The organism is Treponema sp. OMZ 805 (assembly GCF_050937395.1).
Taxonomy (GTDB): Bacteria; Spirochaetota; Spirochaetia; order Treponematales; family Treponemataceae; genus Treponema.
Genome location: NZ_JACCLP010000001.1, coordinates 118,218 through 138,115, shown reverse-complemented (window position 1 = coordinate 138,115; position 19,898 = coordinate 118,218). Strand labels below are relative to the sequence as shown.

At 45.4% G+C, this 19,898-nt stretch carries 22 protein-coding genes; 6 read left to right on the top strand and 16 right to left on the bottom strand.

The window, feature by feature from the left end; translation table 11 throughout:
• Positions 1–302: 302 nt before the first annotated feature.
• The 7 genes from gctB to HGH47_RS00590 form a co-directional block, all read right to left on the bottom strand.
• Positions 303–1,100 carry a glutaconate CoA-transferase subunit B gene (gctB, locus tag HGH47_RS00620; protein WP_206181501.1) on the bottom strand — a complete coding sequence of 266 codons (798 nt, stop codon included), beginning with the start codon at positions 1,098–1,100 and terminating at the stop codon, positions 303–305.
• A 1-nt stretch (position 1,101) separates the two neighbouring features.
• Positions 1,102–2,067 carry a glutaconate CoA-transferase subunit A gene (gene gctA / locus HGH47_RS00615; protein WP_212565200.1) on the bottom strand — a complete coding sequence of 322 codons (966 nt, stop codon included), beginning with the start codon at positions 2,065–2,067 and terminating at the stop codon, positions 1,102–1,104.
• A gap of 72 nt (positions 2,068–2,139) precedes the next feature.
• Positions 2,140–3,282, bottom strand: a complete 1,143-nt coding sequence (locus HGH47_RS00610; protein ID WP_253675429.1) for a sodium ion-translocating decarboxylase subunit beta — start codon at positions 3,280–3,282, stop codon at positions 2,140–2,142.
• A gap of 10 nt (positions 3,283–3,292) precedes the next feature.
• Positions 3,293–3,700: a biotin/lipoyl-containing protein gene (locus HGH47_RS00605; RefSeq protein ID WP_212565202.1), complete on the bottom strand. Its 408-nt coding sequence runs from the start codon at positions 3,698–3,700 to the stop codon at positions 3,293–3,295.
• A gap of 23 nt (positions 3,701–3,723) precedes the next feature.
• Complete coding sequence (locus tag HGH47_RS00600) at positions 3,724–4,038, bottom strand: OadG family transporter subunit (protein WP_432909682.1); 315 nt, start codon at positions 4,036–4,038, stop codon at positions 3,724–3,726.
• Positions 4,039–4,218: 180 nt separating this feature from the next.
• Complete coding sequence (gene gltS / locus HGH47_RS00595; RefSeq protein ID WP_212565204.1) at positions 4,219–5,430, bottom strand: sodium/glutamate symporter; 1,212 nt, start codon at positions 5,428–5,430, stop codon at positions 4,219–4,221.
• Between the two features lie 54 nt (positions 5,431–5,484).
• A complete protein-coding gene (locus tag HGH47_RS00590; RefSeq protein ID WP_212565205.1) occupies positions 5,485–6,480 on the bottom strand; it encodes a 2-hydroxyacid dehydrogenase in 996 nt (331 codons plus the stop codon).
• Positions 6,481–6,712: 232 nt separating this feature from the next.
• Between HGH47_RS00590 and HGH47_RS00585 the strand changes: the two genes are divergently transcribed.
• From HGH47_RS00585 to msrB, 3 genes are all read left to right on the top strand, one after another.
• The gene (locus HGH47_RS00585; protein WP_212565206.1) at positions 6,713–8,812 is read left to right on the top strand and encodes a methyl-accepting chemotaxis protein; all 2,100 of its coding nucleotides are present in this window, start codon (positions 6,713–6,715) and stop codon (positions 8,810–8,812) included.
• Positions 8,813–8,833: 21 nt separating this feature from the next.
• On the top strand, positions 8,834–9,700 hold the full coding sequence (locus HGH47_RS00580) for an SPFH domain-containing protein (RefSeq protein ID WP_212565207.1): 867 nt from the start codon (positions 8,834–8,836) through the stop codon (positions 9,698–9,700).
• A gap of 124 nt (positions 9,701–9,824) precedes the next feature.
• Positions 9,825–10,907, top strand: coding sequence for a peptide-methionine (R)-S-oxide reductase MsrB (gene msrB, locus HGH47_RS00575; protein ID WP_414162772.1), 1,083 nt, complete (start codon positions 9,825–9,827; stop codon positions 10,905–10,907).
• A 45-nt stretch (positions 10,908–10,952) separates the two neighbouring features.
• Here the strand turns inward: msrB and HGH47_RS00570 are convergent, their stop codons facing one another.
• The 5 genes from HGH47_RS00570 to glgA form a co-directional block, all read right to left on the bottom strand.
• Positions 10,953–11,105 (bottom strand): hypothetical protein, encoded by a 153-nt coding sequence (locus tag HGH47_RS00570; protein WP_212565209.1) that lies wholly within the window; start codon positions 11,103–11,105, stop codon positions 10,953–10,955.
• Positions 11,106–11,202: 97 nt separating this feature from the next.
• A complete protein-coding gene (locus tag HGH47_RS00565; RefSeq protein ID WP_212565210.1) occupies positions 11,203–11,448 on the bottom strand; it encodes a PD-(D/E)XK nuclease domain-containing protein in 246 nt (81 codons plus the stop codon).
• A gap of 856 nt (positions 11,449–12,304) precedes the next feature.
• The gene (locus tag HGH47_RS00560; protein WP_432909675.1) at positions 12,305–12,883 is read right to left on the bottom strand and encodes a hypothetical protein; all 579 of its coding nucleotides are present in this window, start codon (positions 12,881–12,883) and stop codon (positions 12,305–12,307) included.
• Between the two features lie 119 nt (positions 12,884–13,002).
• The gene (ybaK, locus tag HGH47_RS00555; RefSeq protein ID WP_212565212.1) at positions 13,003–13,473 is read right to left on the bottom strand and encodes a Cys-tRNA(Pro) deacylase; all 471 of its coding nucleotides are present in this window, start codon (positions 13,471–13,473) and stop codon (positions 13,003–13,005) included.
• Positions 13,474–13,587: 114 nt separating this feature from the next.
• A complete protein-coding gene (gene glgA / locus HGH47_RS00550; RefSeq protein WP_212565213.1) occupies positions 13,588–15,066 on the bottom strand; it encodes a glycogen synthase GlgA in 1,479 nt (492 codons plus the stop codon).
• A gap of 182 nt (positions 15,067–15,248) precedes the next feature.
• Between glgA and HGH47_RS00545 the strand changes: the two genes are divergently transcribed.
• Positions 15,249–15,449, top strand: coding sequence for a type II toxin-antitoxin system HicA family toxin (locus tag HGH47_RS00545; RefSeq protein ID WP_230974394.1), 201 nt, complete (start codon positions 15,249–15,251; stop codon positions 15,447–15,449).
• A 1-nt stretch (position 15,450) separates the two neighbouring features.
• On the top strand, positions 15,451–15,792 hold the full coding sequence (locus HGH47_RS00540; protein ID WP_212565215.1) for a type II toxin-antitoxin system HicB family antitoxin: 342 nt from the start codon (positions 15,451–15,453) through the stop codon (positions 15,790–15,792).
• Positions 15,793–15,801: 9 nt separating this feature from the next.
• Here the strand turns inward: HGH47_RS00540 and HGH47_RS00535 are convergent, their stop codons facing one another.
• Genes HGH47_RS00535 through HGH47_RS00525 form a run of 3 tightly spaced genes read right to left on the bottom strand, consistent with a single transcriptional unit; the run spans position 15,802 to position 18,621 of the window.
• On the bottom strand, positions 15,802–18,045 hold the full coding sequence (locus tag HGH47_RS00535) for a DEAD/DEAH box helicase (RefSeq protein ID WP_432909669.1): 2,244 nt from the start codon (positions 18,043–18,045) through the stop codon (positions 15,802–15,804).
• Between the two features lie 58 nt (positions 18,046–18,103).
• Positions 18,104–18,364, bottom strand: coding sequence for a Txe/YoeB family addiction module toxin (locus HGH47_RS00530; RefSeq protein ID WP_432909666.1), 261 nt, complete (start codon positions 18,362–18,364; stop codon positions 18,104–18,106).
• Entirely contained in the window at positions 18,361–18,621 is a 261-nt protein-coding gene (locus HGH47_RS00525; RefSeq protein ID WP_432909663.1) for a type II toxin-antitoxin system RelB/DinJ family antitoxin, read from the bottom strand. Before HGH47_RS00525 ends, HGH47_RS00530 begins: the two co-directional genes overlap by 4 nt.
• A gap of 90 nt (positions 18,622–18,711) precedes the next feature.
• Between HGH47_RS00525 and HGH47_RS00520 the strand changes: the two genes are divergently transcribed.
• Positions 18,712–18,975: a hypothetical protein gene (locus HGH47_RS00520; RefSeq protein ID WP_432909660.1), complete on the top strand. Its 264-nt coding sequence runs from the start codon at positions 18,712–18,714 to the stop codon at positions 18,973–18,975.
• Positions 18,976–19,348: 373 nt separating this feature from the next.
• Here the strand turns inward: HGH47_RS00520 and HGH47_RS00515 are convergent, their stop codons facing one another.
• A complete protein-coding gene (locus HGH47_RS00515; RefSeq protein ID WP_212565220.1) occupies positions 19,349–19,828 on the bottom strand; it encodes a hypothetical protein in 480 nt (159 codons plus the stop codon).
• Between the last annotated feature and the right edge of the window lie 70 nt (positions 19,829–19,898).

Genomic DNA, 19,898 nt, shown 5'->3' with positions numbered 1-19,898 from the left:
TTTCGCATATCTCTTCTAGCAGATGGGTAAACGCATCAGGCAGAGTAGATTAAAACCGCAGAATACTTGTGGCGGTGCCGTCTAAAACAATCCTTTCCGTCAGCCTTTTGAAAATAACGGTACCGGCTACAAGGCGCGAACAAAAATAAAGCGGAGACGTACTTATTGTACGTTGAGCATTTATTTTTGTGCAGCAACGCCGTAAACGGTATGCATATTTTCAAAAGGAAAGGTTGAACGGCCTCCTTATATTCTGCGGGGCTGCTAAAAAATAGCCTGATGCGTTTACTCTACCCTGCTACTTACTCCTCTACGGGAACTTTGATAAATGCCTGTCCGGGATCGATTTCCTCACGGATCATCTTAATGACGTCTTCGCTCGGCGCTTCCAGCAGAACAGCCTTGGAAACATCGAGGTCAAAACCGGTATTTTCCAGTACGTCTTCGGGGGAAGAAGTCGGGTAATATCCGGCAAGGTACATCCGCTTGGTCTTGTCGTCAAACTTGAGGATACCGCGGTCGGTAACAACGGCAATCGGGCCTCTGTTTCCCGGAAGACCGAGCTTTTCACGGCCACCTGCGCCATCTCCCCATCCGGCGCTGGTGATGTAGTCGATTTTGTCGATAAAGCGGCGTTTTTCATGCTGCATCATAATGACGGTGTTTGAATAGGTTGCAATACCGTTTGCCCCGCCGGATCCGGTAAAACGGGTTTTGGGGTTATGGTAGTCGCCGATACAGGTTGAGTTTACGTTCCCGAAAGGGTCAATCTGAGCGCCGCCGATAAAGGCAATCATGCGGTCGTTATCGTTGAGCCACTCGTTTGCTTCAAACCCGATAAAGCGGACGTTCGGCCATTGCACGCCGCAGTGAGCCATCAGCCGGTTATCACCGACGCTGCGCGGTACTTCAATCGGCGCGCAGTCCATCAAACCGCTTTCCACAATCAGCTTGCAATTCGGAGCAAAGATCCGCTTTGCCAACGACGCCCCGATTAAAGGAAGACCGGTACCTACAATAACGATTTGACCGTCTTTAATGGTCTTCGCGATTGTAATCGCCTGCATTTCTTTATTGGTATAATTTTTATAATTTGCCATCTTACTTATCCTCCTTTACCAGCTTTGCCGCATAGCCGAAGCCCGGTACAACTTTCAGTTTTGCCAATCTGCTTGCACCCAATTTATCGATATACTCGTCGTGATCTTTTACGCCGTATACCCATTCCTGTAAGAAAGCCTTAAAATCTTCCTCGGTTTTGGTAATGCTGTCGTACATTTTAAAGAAGTTTGCATCGTAATCATAATAGTTATAGCACTGAGCAGGATGAGCGCCGTAGGGAGTATGAACAACGGCATCGACACAGAATTCGGGAATTGAGTTCTTGCTTGGCTCTATTCTCATTTCTTCTTCGGTTACGAGCTCCTCGCAGGTTACGATACATTTCTTTGCAGCGATTGCAATATCGACATCGTGGAATTCGTCACCTTCTATTGAACAGGTCCCATTAACAGAAGCCTTCTGCACGTGGATGATTGCGGTATCCAAGCGCGGCACCGGTACGGCGACAACTTTCTCACCGGGATTGAAGGGGTTCTCTACCTCTACCAACTTATCATTGGGGAGACGCGGGTCTTTTGCACGCTCTTCTTTACTGATACCCCATTTGTTTACCAAGTCGGTACCCTGCATCAGCCGTACCGGAAGATACGGAAGGCCGAGAGAAGAGGCATGGAGCATCAGCATCAGCACATCCTGCGAATAGTCTTCCAACAGCATTTTCTTGTTTTTTTCGATTTCGTTGCGGAAGCGGCGCGCTACATTCGTATAGCCGGAGTTTGCAATATAGCAGTTAATAAAGGCCTTTACCCTTCCTTCACCGATCAGCATATCCCAGTCGCCGCCTGCAGGACCGGAATACCCGATAAAATCACCCAAACCTTGACGCAAAATCTCGTTCACCGCTGCATAAGGCTTGCGGTTTGTCGTAAAACCGCCGAAACAAAGCACATCGCCCGATTTTACGTACGTTTTGATTGCATCATGCAATGACATAACCTTACTCATAATACATCTCCTTCCAACTATAATTATTGTAGAAAGAGGGAACGCCGATAACATCGGTATTCCCTCTGCATATTACTTGCCGAAAATCAGCATAAAATAACCGGCTGCAACCGCTGAGCCGATAACACCGGCCACATTCGGTCCCATTGCGTGCATTAACAGAAAGTTCGTCGGATTTTCGGACGCACCGACCGTTTGCGAAACACGCGCAGCCATCGGTACTGCCGAAACGCCGGCGGAACCGATTAACGGGTTGATTTTACCGCCGGTAATAACATACAAGAGCTTTCCGAGCAAAATACCGCCGACGGTAGACATACAGAACGCAAACAATCCCATAAAGATAATGGAGATGGTTTGCACTCGCAGGAACAGTTCTCCGTTGGCAGTAGCGCCGACCGTAACACCGAGCATAATCGTAACGATGTTGATCAAAGCGTTTTGCGCCGTATCGGATAAGCGCTGCACAACGCCGGATTCTCTAAAGATATTGCCTAACATCAGCATACCAAGCAACGGTGCAACCGACGGTAGCAACAGCGCAGTAAACAGAACCGTTCCGATGGGGAATACGATTTTTTCGGTCTTGCTCACCTTCCGGAGCTGCTTCATCTTAACCGCCCGTTCTTTTTTAGTGGTTAACAGCTTCATAATCGGCGGCTGAATCATCGGAATCAGCGCCATATACGAATACGCTGCAACGGCAATCGGCGCCAACAGTTCAGGAGCCAAGTTATTCGCGATATAAATAGAAGTAGGCCCGTCGGCTCCGCCGATGATGGCAATTGCAGCAGCCTGCTTCGCCGTAAAAATCGGTAAAGCGCTGGCAGTCATAAAGGTGATATAGATACCGAACTGCGCCGCCGCTCCGAGCAATAAACTAATCGGGTTTGCAATAAGCGGCCCGAAATCGGTCATTGCGCCTATTCCCATGAAGATTAAGCACGGGAAGAGATTGCTTTTGATACCGCTATAGATAATCCGCAGTACACCGGATGTATACCAAGGATCCGCTTCCTTCATCAAATCCGCTAACGGTAAATTCGTCAAAAACATACCGAAAGCAATCGGCAACAGCAGCAACGGTTCGAACTGTTTGACGATGGCTAAATAAATTAAAACGAACGAGATGACAAACATCACGAGCTGCTGCCATGTCAACGCGGCAAAGCCCGATTGTTGCATCATCGTCCCTACGACCTTAATAAATTCCATGCGATGCCCCTTATTTAACCTCTACCAGTACGGTATCCGTATCCACGGCATCTCCTTTCTTTACCCGGACGGCAGCTACGGAACCGGCAACTTCGGACACGATTTCGGTTTCCATCTTCATAGCTTCCAAAATAATGACAACCTGACCGACGGAAACAGCATCGCCTTCCTTAACCTTTACATCAAGAACGGTACCGGGCATCGGGCTAACTATGGTTCCTGCTCCACCCGAAGCAGCGGGAGCGGCAGGCGCCGGAGCCGCGGGCTGGGGAGCTGCAACAGGCTGTGCAGCAGGAGCAGCTTGAACAGGGCGCGATACCCGTTCCGGCGGTCTTCTTGACAATGAGGAAGTTCCTCCGCCTACTCTTTCCACTTCAACTTCATATTTTTCACCATTTACGGTAACTACATAGTTCATACTACACACTCCTTTTCTATGATCTATAATTTCTTAATATTCGTAATTACGAATGAATTTAAAGGCTCGTGCCTTTCTTCGCTGATAGCGGCCGCAATAACGGCAACTTTTACCGCTTCGGCACCCACTGCAGGTTTTGCATTTACGGCAGCAGATGCAGCCGCCGGTGCAGGGGCAGCTTGAGCTTTGGCCGGTAAGTTTTTCTCTAAGCCTGATATAATCTTCGAAACGATTGTAACATAAATCGCCAAGAATATCAGAGATAAAAACACAATGCCAAGCCCAAGCAAAGATGACAACAAGCTTGTAACAAAGCTTATGTACTCTGTTGTAATCATTCATACCTCCTATAAGGAATAAATAGCTTGAAAAAGCATCCTGAATAATAGCTCTATCATAATACGAAAAGTGCTTTACTGTCGAGACAGCAAAGCACTTTTTAGCCGTTTTTAGATAGTGAACATCTCTAAAAACTCGGTTAGACTTTTAGAGATGCCCGAAATGCGTTTGATTCAAAATTATCCGACAAAAATACTGGTAAATGTCTGAATAACAATCGCATTGATAAAGTCGATAAACAGCGAACCGACGAGCGGAACCGCTAAGAATGCCTTTGTGGAGAAACCGTTTACCGAGGTAAAAGCTTCCATGTTAGCGATAGCGTTCGGGGTAGCGCCCATACCGAAACCGCAGTGACCGGTTGCGATAACTGCCGCATCGTAATCCCGCCCCATGATGTTGAAGGTAACAAAGTATGCAAACAAGCCCATAACAACCGTCTGCACCAAAAGAATTACAACAAGCGGAATTGCCAAATCCGCCAATTCCCACAACTTCATCGACATCAATGCAATAGCCAAGAAGAAAGAAAGACATACACTTCCGATAATACCGATTTCATCGATAGGCGTCTTGCTTTCAGTCTTATCGACAACATTACGCATAATTGCGGCAATAAGCATCGGAATAAGGTATGCCGGCAAAGATAATCCCGCTTTTTTAATAAGCGGCGTGATAAGACCGCCGACACCCATCGCAATACCGATCATCGCAGCTGCTTTAAAAAAGCTTTTTTCAGACATAGTACCTTTCTGAGCAAGTGTTTCATCTTTTTCAGCCTGTTCTTGAGTAGCTTTCTGAGCATCGCCTTCTTTACACACTAAGTTATGTTTATCCTTTAAGCGCTTCGCAATCGGGCCGCCGATAACACACCCTGCAACCAAACCGTACGTTGCCGAAGCAATTGCAACAACCGTAGCGCCCGAAACCCCACGCTCTTCCAGATAGGGGCCAAAAGCGCCGGAAGTTCCGTGTCCGCCGGTCAGCGGGATGGAACCTGCCGCCAAACCGATACCGGGATTAAGTCCGAATACCTTTGCCAAAGCAACACCGACACCGTCTTGAATAATAACAAGAATAACCGCAGCAATTAAAAACAGGATAACGCCGATACCGCCCTTTTTCAATGCTGAAACACTTGCTAAGAATCCGATTGTAGTAAAGAACACAACCATGAAGAAATTCTTTAAGTTCCCGTCAAATGTAAATGAGAACAGTCCCATATTATGACCTATCAACATTACAATTGAAAACAGTGTTCCTCCGATAACCGGCGCAGGAATGTAGTACTTCTGCAAAACCCCGACTTTAGCTTTGATACCGCTTCCCAATAAGTACAGTACAATCGCCAGTCCCAACGTTAGATACATATCAAACGTAAATGTAGCCATCTTTTATTACCTCCTCATACAAGATGCATTTACTGTTGCACACTATTTAAATTATTATTGGATTTTATTCTTACAATCTCCGGTTTCAATATATTCCTTTATATTATCGAAGGTTGTTTCAATCATATTCAATGCAGCCTCATCGGTATAGGAACCGACGTGCGGGGTAATAATGACTTTCGGATACATATTGACCAGCTTTTCAAACGCAGGAACGGGCAAGGTCTTACCCTTAAAATCCTTAAAGAAAATTTCAACCTCGTTTTCCAAGGTATCGATACCCGCACCGTAAAGTTTTCCGCTTTCCAATGCTTCAACCAACGCATCGGTATCGACAAGCTCTCCGCGTCCCGTATTGATGAGGATGGCATTATCCTTCATCTTTGCAATTGATTCTTTGGTGATAATCTTACCGTTTTCTTTGATATACGGTGCATGAAGCGTGACAATATCGGATTTTGCCAGTACCTCATCCATCGACATTTGCGTTACGATGTCTTCCACACCGGTCTTCGGGAAAATATCAAATCCGATAACTTTTGCGCCTAAACCCTTAAACAGTCTGGCAGCCGTCATACCGATTCGTCCCAATCCGAGCACACCGACCGTACAATTCCGCACTTCGCGCGAGAACATCTGCTTATCGACGATAAAGTTCTTATCTTTTGTTTTATTTCCGGTATAGGTAACGTTGCGCAACAGCGTCATCGCTAACGTCAATGCCAACTCGGCAATCGCATTCGGAGAATAGAACGGCACATAAGCCATTTTAAAACCTAATTCTTTTGCATACGGTATATCGATATGATTAACGCCTACCGTTCGGGTCAGTACATATTTAACGCCGAGTTCTTTATAAATATCCAGCCGCTCTTTCGTTGCAAAGCAGTTTCCGCGCAATACGACAACGTCATGTCCCGCTGCTTTTCTTGCGGTTGCCTCATCGGTGAGATATTCGGGAATTAAGGTCATTTCGTACCCGAATTTCTTATTTACCGCTTTAAAGATAGGGATTTCGACATCACGCACTCCGTAAAAAATAATTTTCATGTTACAGTGCCTCCTTATACCGTTTAATCTTACAACGCCTCTAGTGCATTGTCAAGAAAAAAATTATTTTTTTACGGAGAACCGCATCACGCATATTTTTAGCGCTTATCATGATTATCGCCGTAGCAGGGAAGCATAGACAGTAATAAGCGAAAAGACTAAAATGCACTTATTGCGGTTGAATTACATAGAAGCTAAATTACACCCATGTTTGAAAAGGAGCATTACCTTTATGAAAAAAGTTCCGAAACGGTTTCCAATCCGCTATAAACTCATTCTTATTTTCGGTCTTTTGGTAGTAGTCGCCGGCATTACTGAAGCAACGCTTGCCATTCACATTGCGCGCAAAGCCGTAACGGAAAAGGTCGAAAGGCATTTAACGGACAAAGCCGTCGATGTTGCGAATATCATCGATGGAAGAATTAAGGCGCTCTATCAATTCCTGAGCGGCATTGCGCGTATGCCTTTTTTAACCGATCCTGCATATTCGTATCAGGAACGAGTAGCGCTTTTACAAAAAGAAGCTGAAGCAAACAGTAAAATCATTGAACTGGATGTAACCGATCCCGACGGTACATTCTATTATGTCGGCAATACCGTTCAGGTAAGCGACAGAGTCTGGTTTCAAACAGCCCTGTCGGGAACTCCCTTTATTTCGGAACCGTATAGAGAGCGGGCGAGAGGAACGCTTGTCATCACACTTGCAGTTCCAATCTTCGACGAAAACCATCATGTGCACAGTGTCCTTTCAGCCGATGTCAGCGGATTACTGCTTTCAAAAAATATCGAAGATATTGCCGTCGGTAAAAGCGGCTTCTGTTACATTATCGGTTTAACGGGAACTACTATTGCAGATAGGGATGAATCTCTGGTTGAAAAGCTTTTTAATGCTTCCGAGTCAGGAGCAACCGATTCGACTTTGACAAGCCTCGGAGCATTCGAGCAGATTGCGTTAAAAGCGCAAACACCTGCTATCGGACATTATGAATATAAAGGCATTTCAAAGATAGCCTCGTATGCAAAAAGCAACCTATCAGGTTGGACGATTGTTATTAATGCTCCCTATCATGAATTTATGGGAACGGTCAATTCGATGAGTATCACAATGATGATTATCGGCATTTGTATATTTATCTCGGCTCTTCTCATCGTTTATTTTATCGCCCTTAAACTGGTAAAACCTATTCAGGCAACGGTATACGCATTAAAAGATATTTCGCAGGGTGAAGGCAATTTAGCGGTCAGATTACCGGTTACGGGAAACGATGAAGTAACCGATTTGTCCGAGTATTTTAACCAAACCATTGAGAAGATCGGACATACGATAAAATCCATCGGAACAAGCAGCGCCGAAATGGAAGCCATCGGTAATAAACTTGCAAATGATATGGTACAAACAGCCGACGCAGTGAATAAAATCAGCGCCAATATCGAAGGCGTAAAACGGCAGGCATTAAGCCAAGCCGCAAGTGTTACCGAAACGGCAGCAACCGTCGAAGAAATTGTCCGCACTATTAAGCAGCTTAACACCAGTATCCAAACACAAGCGGCAAGTGTCGCACAGTCCTCATCGTCGATTGAACAAATGGTCGCGAATATAGCCTCTATTACCGGTATACTCGAAAAAACAAACGGAGCGGTAAAAAGCCTTGCAACCGCAACAGATGACGGTAAGGCAACGCTCGTAACCTCAAATACCGTAACGCAAAAAATAGCTGAAGAATCCGGCTCTCTGATGGAAGCCTCGAGTGTTATTCAGCATATTGCATCCCAAACAAACTTGCTTGCAATGAACGCTGCCATCGAAGCGGCTCATGCAGGCGAGGCAGGAAAAGGGTTCGCTGTTGTCGCAGACGAAATCCGTAAGTTAGCGGAAGATTCCGCCATGCAAGGAAAGGCCATAACGACAACGCTTAAAACACTCAGCGGAGAAATCGAAACGCTTTCCACATCTTCCCAAACCGTAGAAGAAAAATTCAATACGATATTTAACTTAGCGGAACAAGTGAAAGATATGAGCAATAGCCTAACCCATGCAATGCGCGAACAAGAAAACGGCAGTAAGGAAGTATTAACGGCTATTAAGAACATCAATACGGTAACGATAGAAGTACAGGCAGGCTCCGAAGAGATGCTGAAAGGCGGGGAAAGCGTTGGAGAAGAGATGCAAAAGCTGGATGAGCTTACCCGCATCATTACCGATGGCATGAATGAAATGGCGATAGGGGCGGCGCAGATCAATAACGCCGTTCAAGAAGTCAATAACATAACGCAGCAAAATAAGCGAAGCATCGAAAATTTAACGGATGAAGTCGGCAAGTTTAAAGTCTAGCCGACTGTAGAGGATAAAATTATGAAAGCATTTCGTAAATTGATTATCGTTACACTGATTCTACTTGCGTGTGCGGCAGCGGTGTTCTTTTTCGGATGGACGCAATTCTCCGTTCCGGCAGGAAAATACGGCGTTATGCTGTCAAAGTCCGGCGGATACTATCCTCAAGCGATTATGCCCGGAAACTTTACATGGCGATGGGAGCGGATTGTTCCCACAAATGCACAGATACTGGTATTCGACCTTACGCCGCGGCATGTCAATTATACCGCAGACGGTTCGCTCCCGTCGGCAGACCGATACGCCAAAGTATTGAATACAAAAGATGATTTTTCTTGGGGCTTCGGCATGGATGCCCTCGTTACACTGAAGCCTGAAAAGCTGGTACCAATTGTAGAAAAAAATACGATTCAAACGCAAGAAGCGCTTGAATCGTATATCGACTCGCATATACGCGCGGCGTTGCAGACAATTATGTACCGGTATGTTTCGGAATTGATTGATAATCCTTATGAATATCAGCAAGTAAAAACCGATTATCATGCGCTTTCGGAAAAGCTCAAAGATGAACTTACTAAGGCAACCGGGCAAGACTTCTCCGTAGAAGCCGTTACGTTAACAAAACTCGCTATCCCCGACATCCACACCTATAAGATTGCGGAACAGGCATATAACACGTATGAACAACAGCGCGAAATGCTGTTAGCGGAAACCGCAGCAAAAGAAGCGCAATACGCAGCTTCGGAGCAATTCCAGATAGACCGGCTGACAAAGTGGGGAGACTTTTTAGCAAAATACCCGCACATCATCGAATTGATTGCCGTTGCCCAGCAGGATTCCAAAGCGGCGCTCAACGTTTTAAAATCATTGGAAAAGAAACAGGAATGATTACTAATTTGTAACTCCGCATTATAGCTCCTTGTTTACTATCAGACTGCCATTCGGCACGTCATATCAATCTTCTGGGCGGATACTTCCGCTTGGGATTAACAAGGAGCTGAAAAGCACGATGATCATTCATAAACATATTCATTTAGCGGCGCCGCTCTGCATTGCCTTGGCTCTCTCCAGCTGTGTAAAAGTGCAGGCAGGAGAAAGACATAAACCGCAGAACGGAAACAAGAACGGAGAAGCAGCTATGGTAACGGCAGGAAATGTAAAAGAGATTTATTTGGCAGGGGGCTGCTTTTGGGGTGTGGAAGGATACTTCCGCCGGATTGCAGGCGTTGTTGAGACCGATACGGGATATGCGAACGGCGCCACCGATACAACCGATTATCAGCACATACACGGCACCGATCATGCTGAAACTGTCAAAATAACCTACAATACCGGTGTTATCGCGCTCGAAGAACTATTGGAACACTATTTCCGCATTATCGACCCGCTTTCCGTAAATAAGCAGGGGAATGACGTCGGCAGGCAATACCGCACCGGCATCTACTACACAGATAAGAAAGACCTGCCGGTTATTCAGGCTTTTTTAAAGCGGATGCAGGCAAAGTATTCCCGCCCGATTGCGGTAGAAACGGAACCGCTGCGGAACTTTGTATTGGCGGAAGACTATCATCAAGACTACCTTGAAAAAAATCCGAACGGATACTGCCATATCAATTTAAACCTTGCATCCGTCCCCCTGCATGATGAAGCACAGTTCAAAATACCGGATGCAAAGCAGATTAAGGAACGGCTGACTCCGCTGCAATACAGTGTAACACAGGAAAAAGCAACCGAACGTCCCTTTACCAGTGAATATGACAAGTTTGAAGGAAAGGGTATTTACGTTGATGTTGTTACGGGAAAACCGCTTTTTTCTTCGAGCGATAAATATGATGCAGGCTGCGGATGGCCGAGCTTTACCAAGCCGATTACCTCGCAGGCAGTCGATTTTACGCCCGATGGCAGCCACGGTATGAATAGAGTTGAAGTTACCTCAAAAACCGGCGGCGCGCATTTAGGCCATGTCTTTGACGACGGTCCGCAGGATAAAACAGGCTTGCGCTATTGCATCAATGGGGCTTCGCTGCGGTTTATTCCCTACGAAGAAATGGATGCCGCCGGCTACGGAGACTATAAGCAATACGTAACCGACTAAGGATGAAGGTAATCGCATCAGAGTTTTTTCTTCTACGGAATTGATTTACTCCTCTGATGCGATTACTTTGGCTACTATCTTAATTATTGTTTCTTCTTTGTACTCATCACGCCAAACGCTATTGTGTCCGGCAGCAGCGCCCCAAGATGCGCTAAAAAACCTACTTTCAAAAAATTTCCTTTGCTCTTTATTCGACATACTACTTCTCCTTTGAACGTTGTCGTGTATTTTCACCGCCGCAGGGCTACCGCTCGTTACCTCTGTTACGGCGCCTACGGTTACCCGCTGCGGTTTATTAAACCTGTTCGGAAACTTCCGTTTCTGAACAGGTTACCTTGAAATGCGATGTTCTCGTCTTTTCATCAAACGAACTTCCAATCAGCACAATTTTCTTCTCGTCAGTCTTGTACTTCGCGGCGTAGTTTTTCTCTTTTATCTGGTTGAGGGCATCTTCTGCACTGCTGTTGCTGAAGCGCTTAAACTCGAAGATAAAAACGGTACACGGATGTACCGTTTTTATTAAAAGCTTGCCAGACAACAAACCCGACCACTGTTAAACTTGGCACTGCCTCCCACGTGGTCATTCGGGAAATTCATTCTCCATACGTCAACATTGCTGCCGGAACTCTGCGACGACGACCAATAGTCTACAAGACCGAGTTCCAAACCGGCATAGGAAACGTTAAGACTGCGTATCTTTGTAAAGCTTTCATTGATTGCACCTTTGTTCTTGCACGCCTCGCATAGCTCGGCGATGCTCGGCATGTACCAGTTAAAAGTCTTTCTGCCAAGCCACTCAGCATACGTTTTGTTATAGGTATTTACCCAGTGGAACGCCGGATAATTCGTTGCTGCATCCGCAGTTCCTTTAGGATCTTGTTTTTTAATATACTCCCAGTTATCGCTGTTGCCCGTGTCTCCGGTAAAGGTTGCTGTTGAGGCAGCGCCGCTGCCTGCTGCGCATTACGGTAGAGGACAGGACATAATGAGAAAAGATAATGCTGTGTGTAAAAAGTAGATAAAAAACTATCTAAAGAGTATTCGAGCTGTGAGCTGTGAAATTATGCCGTCAAATGCAGGTATATCAAGCCTTTTGCGCAGGTTTTTCTTTGCAGGAGACTGTGCTTTGGGGTGAGGCGGTTGGTACTGCGGAAGTGCAATTCTACAGCTCGGCATATCTACAATTATAGGGTGGAAAGCGTGAAAATGCAGATCGCATTGCAAATAGGCGGTGCAGATACTTTTCCAGTAAATGTACGTCCGTATACATTATAAGACATTGAAACCGATACCGGATATGCGAACGGCGCCACCGATACAACCGATTATCAGCACATACACGGCACCGATCATGCTGAAACCGTCAAGCTAACCTGCAATAATTTTTAACTTTAAGCTTACGGCATCTTTTTTGTTGAGCGCTCGGCTACGACAAATACTGCATCATAAAAGCCTTGATAGCTTTCAGGATGATCCTGCAGATCGGCGAGCTTATCAAGCTCAGCTGTATCCTGTAGTTTAGTATATACACCGGCTTCATATTCCAATGTATAGGTAATTGCTTGTTGTACCGGCAGTTTTCTTATCTCCTCCTCGGGGAAATACACATTAAGTCCGAACCAATCACTTTTTGCTTCTGCCTCTTCTCTTTTTAAGCTGCCGCCGTCCCATGTAAGAGTAAGCTTGTAAGGCATTTTTATAACAGCACTCCATTTATTATTACGGAAAGTTGCCGGAAACATTGCAACAAAACACAATCCCTTATGTTTAATATTTTTAGGCAATGTAAAAGTTCCTTGCACCTTGTCGGCGTTTTTAAAGTTAAAATCTTTTTCAGCATACACCCATGAAAACTCGTTTTTAAAACGGGCATTTTTTACCGTATATGGCCAACGGCAAGCACTAAAGGTCAGCACGCACAGCGCCGTAAGTACTACACAGCTTTTGCGGTGCAATAATTTTACTATTTTTTCCATCAGGGTAACCTCCATATATTCTTTAAAAGCTCTCTATAGCAGCCTGAATGTCTAATCTAAGGAGTTCCTTAGTATTTCACTACTATAGCATTACCTGTTTTATAACGCAATAGGATGTCCTATCCTTCGGCGATATCGCAAAAAGCGGCGGCGCAGATTTCTTGCAAATCTGCAGGGGCAATACAGAGCATGTGCCCCCGTTCCCCGGCACTCACATAGATACGGTCATACAGCTGTGCGGTTTCATCGATAAATGTAGGAAAATGCTTTTTCATGCCGAGCGGGGAACAGCCGCCGCGGATGTAGCCCGTTGTTTTTTGCAGCGCCTCGAGTTTAAGCGGTGTTATCTTTTTACCGGTTATATTCCGTACCTTTTTCAAACTGACTTCCGAAGGCGCCGGTACGCAAAAAACAAAAATATCATTGTCTTCGCTTATCATCACAATCGTTTTAAAGAGCATATCGGGTTCGATGTGTAACTTCTGTGCAGCAGACACCGCATCCAAATGTTCCTCATCCCACGCATATTCGACGCTGCTATAAGAAACACCTGCCGCCTCCAAAAGGCGCATTGCATTCGTCTTTTTCATTACTTAAAGCCTGTCCGTATTAATATTCAAGGCAATCACATTGGCAACTCCGGTTGAACAGCCCCTTTATTTTGCGGGGATATTCAATAAAGTATCCGGTGCGGTTACCCAAGCTTAATGCTTATTGAAAACCTTATTTCCGACAGCTTCTTGATATACCGCGAGATACTGCTTTGCAGAGGTATCCCACGTAAAATCTTTCGCCATACCGCGCTTTCGCATTTTAACGATGTGCTCGGGGTTTTTAAACCACGCATTTACCGCCCAATTAACGGTATTATAAATACTTTCGGGCGTAAGTAGATTCAGCACAAAACCGGTGCCGTCTCCTGTTTGCTCATCATAGTTTTCTACCGTATCGGCAAGTCCGCCGGTATTGCGTACAACCGGTAATGTTCCGTATAGCAGCGAATACATCTGATTAAGCCCGCACGGTTCATATCGCGACGGCATCAAAAAGAAATCGCTGCCCGCTTCTATTAAATGGCTCAATTTGTCATCATAGCCGATATAAACCCGCAAATTCGGCAGCCGTTTTGAAAGCGCCAATAATTCATCTTCGCACCATCGATCACCGGCGCCCAGCACAATCAGTTGTAAATTGATATCGGTACATATTTTGAATGCCGCACCGTACGATGGTCCGAATAATTCCGCAATTCCTTTTTGATCGGTCAACCGTGTTATCATACCGAACACCGGAACTTTTTCATCCTGTGGGAGTCCCATATATTTTTGCAAGGCTTCTTTATTCTTCGCTTTTTTCGCAAGAGAACGGGCAGTATAATTGAAGGGGATCTGTTTATCCGTTTTAGGATTCCATACAGAAGTGTCAACGCCGTTTAAGATACCGGTTAAAGCATCCTTGCGGAAACGAAGAATACCGTCCATTCGGAAACCGTATTCAGCGCTTTGTATTTCCTGTGCGTAAGTCGGAGAAACGGTTGTCAGCCGGTCGGCAGATAACAAGCCGGCTTTTAAGAAATTCATTCTATCCCAGTCCTCAAAACCGGCAGAATAAAAATATCCCCAATCGAGTCCCGTATCCACATAACTCGCTTTATTGTAAATTCCCTGATAGCCGATATTATGCACGGTAAAAACACTTGCAGTCCCTTGAAAATCGAGATACTGCGTGTTAAATTTTAACAGCACGGGCACCAGCGCTGTCTGCCAATCGTGCGCGTGCATCAGATCGGGAATCCAATGCTGCTTTCTGCAAAGTTGAAAGGCTGCATGGCTCAATATCGAAAACCGCTTGGGGTTATCATTAAAGTCAGGTTCAAAAAGAGAACCGTACAACCCGTCGCGGCCGAAACTTTCTTCATGATCAATAAAATATATCGGTATATCGGAATTGGGGAGTGTCGATTCAAATACTTCCGTCCAATATTCTCTATTGCCGATAGACACTCCCATTGCGCCGGGAATAGGCGTTAAAGTTTTTTTATCAATTCTATAATAACGCGGCATAACAATTCTAACATCATGCCCAAGTTTTTTTAATGCGTAGGATAAGGCAGATACGACATCGGCTAAGCCGCCTGTTTTTGCAAAAGGAACCGCTTCACTGGTTATCATTAATATCCGCATGGTAATACCCTCCTTGGTAAATTATAACACGGGTAATCGAATTATAAAAGAGTCAACTCAACCTTCTTTTTTCACCAAACCGAATAAACCGCAAACAGCCCTGAAAGAAAATTATAAAATCTTATATTTTACTTTAAGCCGTTAAAGTAAAATATAACTTGTTTTTTGTACGGGATATGGCTATGATAAAAAACCAACCAAACGGCATACGTCTGCAAGAAGCTGATAAGGTGCTTATGGCTATAGGCTATCGACTTGACAGACAAAAAGTTTCTCACCGGCAATATATCAATACTGTTGGAAATGTGATTACAATAAAAGCTGATAATGTATTGAAAGCGTGCTATATAAAAGATATTTTAAAGCGTGTACAAGAGGCATAAAATGGATATAAAAGACTACTTAAATTTACCGTATTCGATTGTTATAAAAAAGCTATCCGACGAAAGCGGCGAATATTATTATGCTTCCGTTCAGGAACTGGACGGTTGTCGGAGTACCGGCGATTCTTTTGAAGAGGCGTATCGAAATATTTACGAAGCGATGGAAGGATGGATTGAAACGAAACTCGAAAACGGCTTTGAAGTTCCAAAACCGGTTGATGAAATGAATTATAGCGGTAAGTTTGTACTTCGTATTCCAAAGTCTTTACATAAAAAACTGGCATTACAGGCAGCACAAGAAGGTGTATCGCTCAATCAATATGCAGTGTATAAACTTTCGTAGACACTGACATTACAGCTCTCCCGCATTCTCCTTCCATCCCAGCACCCGCTGCTTCATTCCGGTGATATCCAGTACCCCTAAGGCAAATCCTTTGCGCACCAGCTCAGCCGGGACATATTCGTCGTATTTGTCAAAGATGGGAACTTCCCTTTCGTACACAAGCTCCAGCGGATCAAAGTTTTGTGCGGCTTCTTCGGCAATAATGCGATAGAATTCTTGTGCGCTTACCTGCATGGTGAACTGTAGGTAGTACGGTCGGGACGGACTCAAGCCTTTGAGTCCAAGCCGTGCACCGCAGCGGAGCTTGAGAAAACGTTCCAACGCAAGAAAGGCATAGCTGCCCAGCTGGGGAAAGAGCGCCCACATAGTGCCGCCAAGGGAAATGAGCGGGTGACTGTCCATCCCTGCCTTGCTGAACGTATTCCGCGCTTCCTGCAACCGGCACACGGCATGGCGCATCAGGTACGGATAGCTTTTCCGTTCGGCAAGGACAGTATGCATCCGTTCCAAGATACGGGTATGTATATCGCCTGCCACATCACCGAAATACGCAGGGATATTTCCCTTTACCAGCGTACAGTATACCTCGCGCCGCTGGTGATCCACCTCGTCCACTGCCCACACCCTGCCTGCAATGGCTATCTTCTCGCCCGCAGGCGGCGGCTTGACGATTGTTCCCAGCTCTTCGGAACCGGAACGCACCGTGTATTCGATATTTTCTTGGAACACTGCGTAAAACTTATAATTATTGACAACCCGCTCCCCGGTAATCCCGACAATCAGCCCGCCGTTTTCCGTGCGGTTGATATGATCAATAGTGATAAGGTGCCGGAGCAAGGTACGGAAGTCCTCCTGACTGATGCGGCGGAATACCGACAGGGTCAGTACTCTGGATGCAAGCTCAGCCGGTGTCATCTCGCCTGAGGATGCAAGCGTGCTCATGGTCTGGTGATAAAGCAGGGAGAAGGGCAGCTTTTCCGTGCGCGGCGGTTCCACAAAGCGCTCTTCGATATAAAGCTGAACAAGTGCAATCCCTTGAATAAGATACCACGGAATCATCTCCGGCAGCATTGCCCGCGATTCGGGATGATCTTCCCGCATAACAAACCACATTTCCGAAGGAGTGCCGCGCCGTCCGGTACGTCCCATACGCTGTAAAAAACCGGAGACGGTAAACGGCGCGTCAATCTGGAATGCCCGCTCAAGCTTGCCGATATCAATCCCCAGCTCCAGCGTAGCCGTAGCGCACACACTGATGAGCGAATCGTCATCCTTCATTTCTTCTTCCGCACTTTCACGGTACGAAGCGGAAAGGTTGCCGTGGTGAATTAAAAAGCGGTCGGGTTCGTGGTTAACTTCACAGTATTGCCGGAGGTGCTGGCATACGGATTCGCACTCCTCGCGGGAATTGGTAAACACGAGACATTTTCTGCCGCGGGTATGCTCAAAGATATAGCCCATCCCCGGGTCTGCGGCCTTGGGGGCAGTATCCGTCGCGGCTTCTACGGTAAGCGCCTCTACTGTGATGGGCTTGCCTTCGTCAGCTTGAGGTCCCGTGTTGAAGAAGTGTTCCATCGAAAGCCGCCACACTTCTTTGCCGCCGTCGCATTTGGGGATAACCGTTTCTCTCCCGCTGCCTGCAGCAAGAAAGGTTCCCGCTTCTTCAGGGTTACCGAGTGTGGCGGAAAGACCGACCCGCCGGGGATTGCAGCCCGCAGTCCGGCAGACCCGCTCGATCAGGCAAAAGGTTTGCCCGCCGCGGTCGGCACGCAGCAGGGAGTGGACTTCATCAATGACGATAAAACGGAGGTCGTGGAACAAAGAGGGAATTTCGCTCTGCTTGGTGATCATCAGCGCTTCAAGGGATTCCGGGGTGATCTGCAAAATCCCCGCCGGTTTACGGAGCAGCTTCCGCTTTTGACCCTGCGGCGCATCACCATGCCATCGCGTTACGGCGATTCCCGCTTCCTCGCAAAGCTCGTTCAGCCGCCCGAACTGATCATTGATGAGCGCCTTGAGCGGAGCGATATACAACACTCCCACCGAGGCAGCAGGCTCTTCGTATAAGAGGCTCAAGATTGGAAAAAACGCCGCTTCGGTTTTGCCGGAGGCGGTGGACGCCGTCAGCAGCACATTGTTATCGGTATTGAAAAGAGCATCGCCCGCCGCATTCTGCACCGCACGAAGCGCCTGCCAACCGGAGCGGTAAATATAATCCTGTATAAAAGCGGCGTATTGATTAAAAATGTCCATCGCAAAATCCTTAGTACCGGAGCGTCTACTGCCTGAGTGTGAGAGACCTGTATTTCAATTAATCTTCGTAATGTCCGCGACAGGAAAGAATTTCTAAAGTATTTTTACTCACTCGGTACACAAGCCTGTTCACGTCATCAATACGGCGACTCCAAAAACCGCTCAATTCACCCTTTAGAGGCTCCGGTTTACCTATACCGTCAAAACTTCCCCGTTCAATATCTTTAAGCAGCATATTGATACGCTTTATTGTTTTTTTATTTTGTAGTTGCCAATATTCATAATCTTCCCAAGCTTCATCAAACCATATTTTTTTCATTCATATGCCTCGATAAGCTCATGCTCTACGCCTTTCCCAGCATTCAGAGCCTCAATGCCGCGGCGTAAATGAGCCATGTTGCTTTCACTGTAGAACGGATCCGTTGCTATTTCAAACGGTATTTTTTGTTTCCTGACCGCCGTTTTTGCAAATACGCAAAATGCTGTTGTCATGGTCATTCCAATATCGGAACAGAAAGCTTCAAACTGCTTTTTTAAGTCCTCGTCTATACGGATATTTATGTTTGTCTGTGCCATAATAATAACTCCCTTTATATTTATTGTAGGTATATTTATTGATGATGTCAATATTTTTTTAAATTTAGAGATATCATACCGGAAGTTTTGTTGAGTTTGTACTACCGGTTATTCGTGCGAGGGTTTAATACCCCGATGCTCGCGTCGGGGTTGTTGATTAAAACTGATGACGGACGCGATCTTCCGATTATGACGATGGGTCCGATTTGTATTGCGCCGGAACTAAAGCGGCAGGGACAAAGTAATACAACGGTTTTGAAATTGGAAGAAAGAAATAAGCAGGATGAAGATTCCTTCGCGTCATTTTGTAATGTGCATAAACTTTTTGAAGAGATTGAAAAGCTGAAGAAATAGGTATATCTCTATTCGGGGACTTTCATATCCTATCTATAACTAAGATCATTGACCATTCCTTTAAAATCTTTAAGGGGTAGTTCTAAGGAACGGGCATAATCGCAAAGTTTACTGTCCCGGAAATAAGGAGATCGCATTCTTTTGCCATAAGAAGTACAATGGAATCTGTTATGCCAAAATCATAGAATGCGTAGTGCCGGATAGAAGTTACATTTTCCGGTTCCCTGACATTGCGTACAAGTTACTTCTCTTACTCCGCAACTTGCAAATCCAACTAACAATGCCATACATACTAACATTATAACTAAGATTTTTCTTCTCATTTAAAATCTCCTATCAATTGATTTTCGATCAACTTATCCATGGGCATGTATTAATATACTACAAGGTATTTATCTTCATCTAAATACAATTCATCAAACGCTTTAGCTGTCCATTCAGATGGATCAGACAAGCTCTCAACTTTTGAATTAACCTTGTATTTCTTATTACCTGGTATATTTGCTATATATCCTCTTTCTCCTGGATTGATACGTACATAAGAATAATATGATGTAACATCCTCATTATCAATCTCTTTTACATACCAAAAAGTTATAGCAGAATTAGTACTGGCATTTCTTAAGTAAACCGTATATGTAGGAGAACTACTATCTTCACCACCGTTTTGCTGTCCACCGTTGTTACCGCCGTTGCCGCCGCCGTTTTGCTGTCCACCGTTGTTACCGCCGTTTTGCTGTTGAGTACTTTGCGGGCTATTTTGCTTTACAGGTTGGTAACACGCTGTAAAAGCTAAAATACAGCACAGCATAGTAATGCTTGACGCAATACGAATACGCAATAAATTTTTCATAAAAACTCCTTTTCATTAAGTATATGTTGTAATAATTTTACATACTATATTAGGTATTGTCAATACTTGA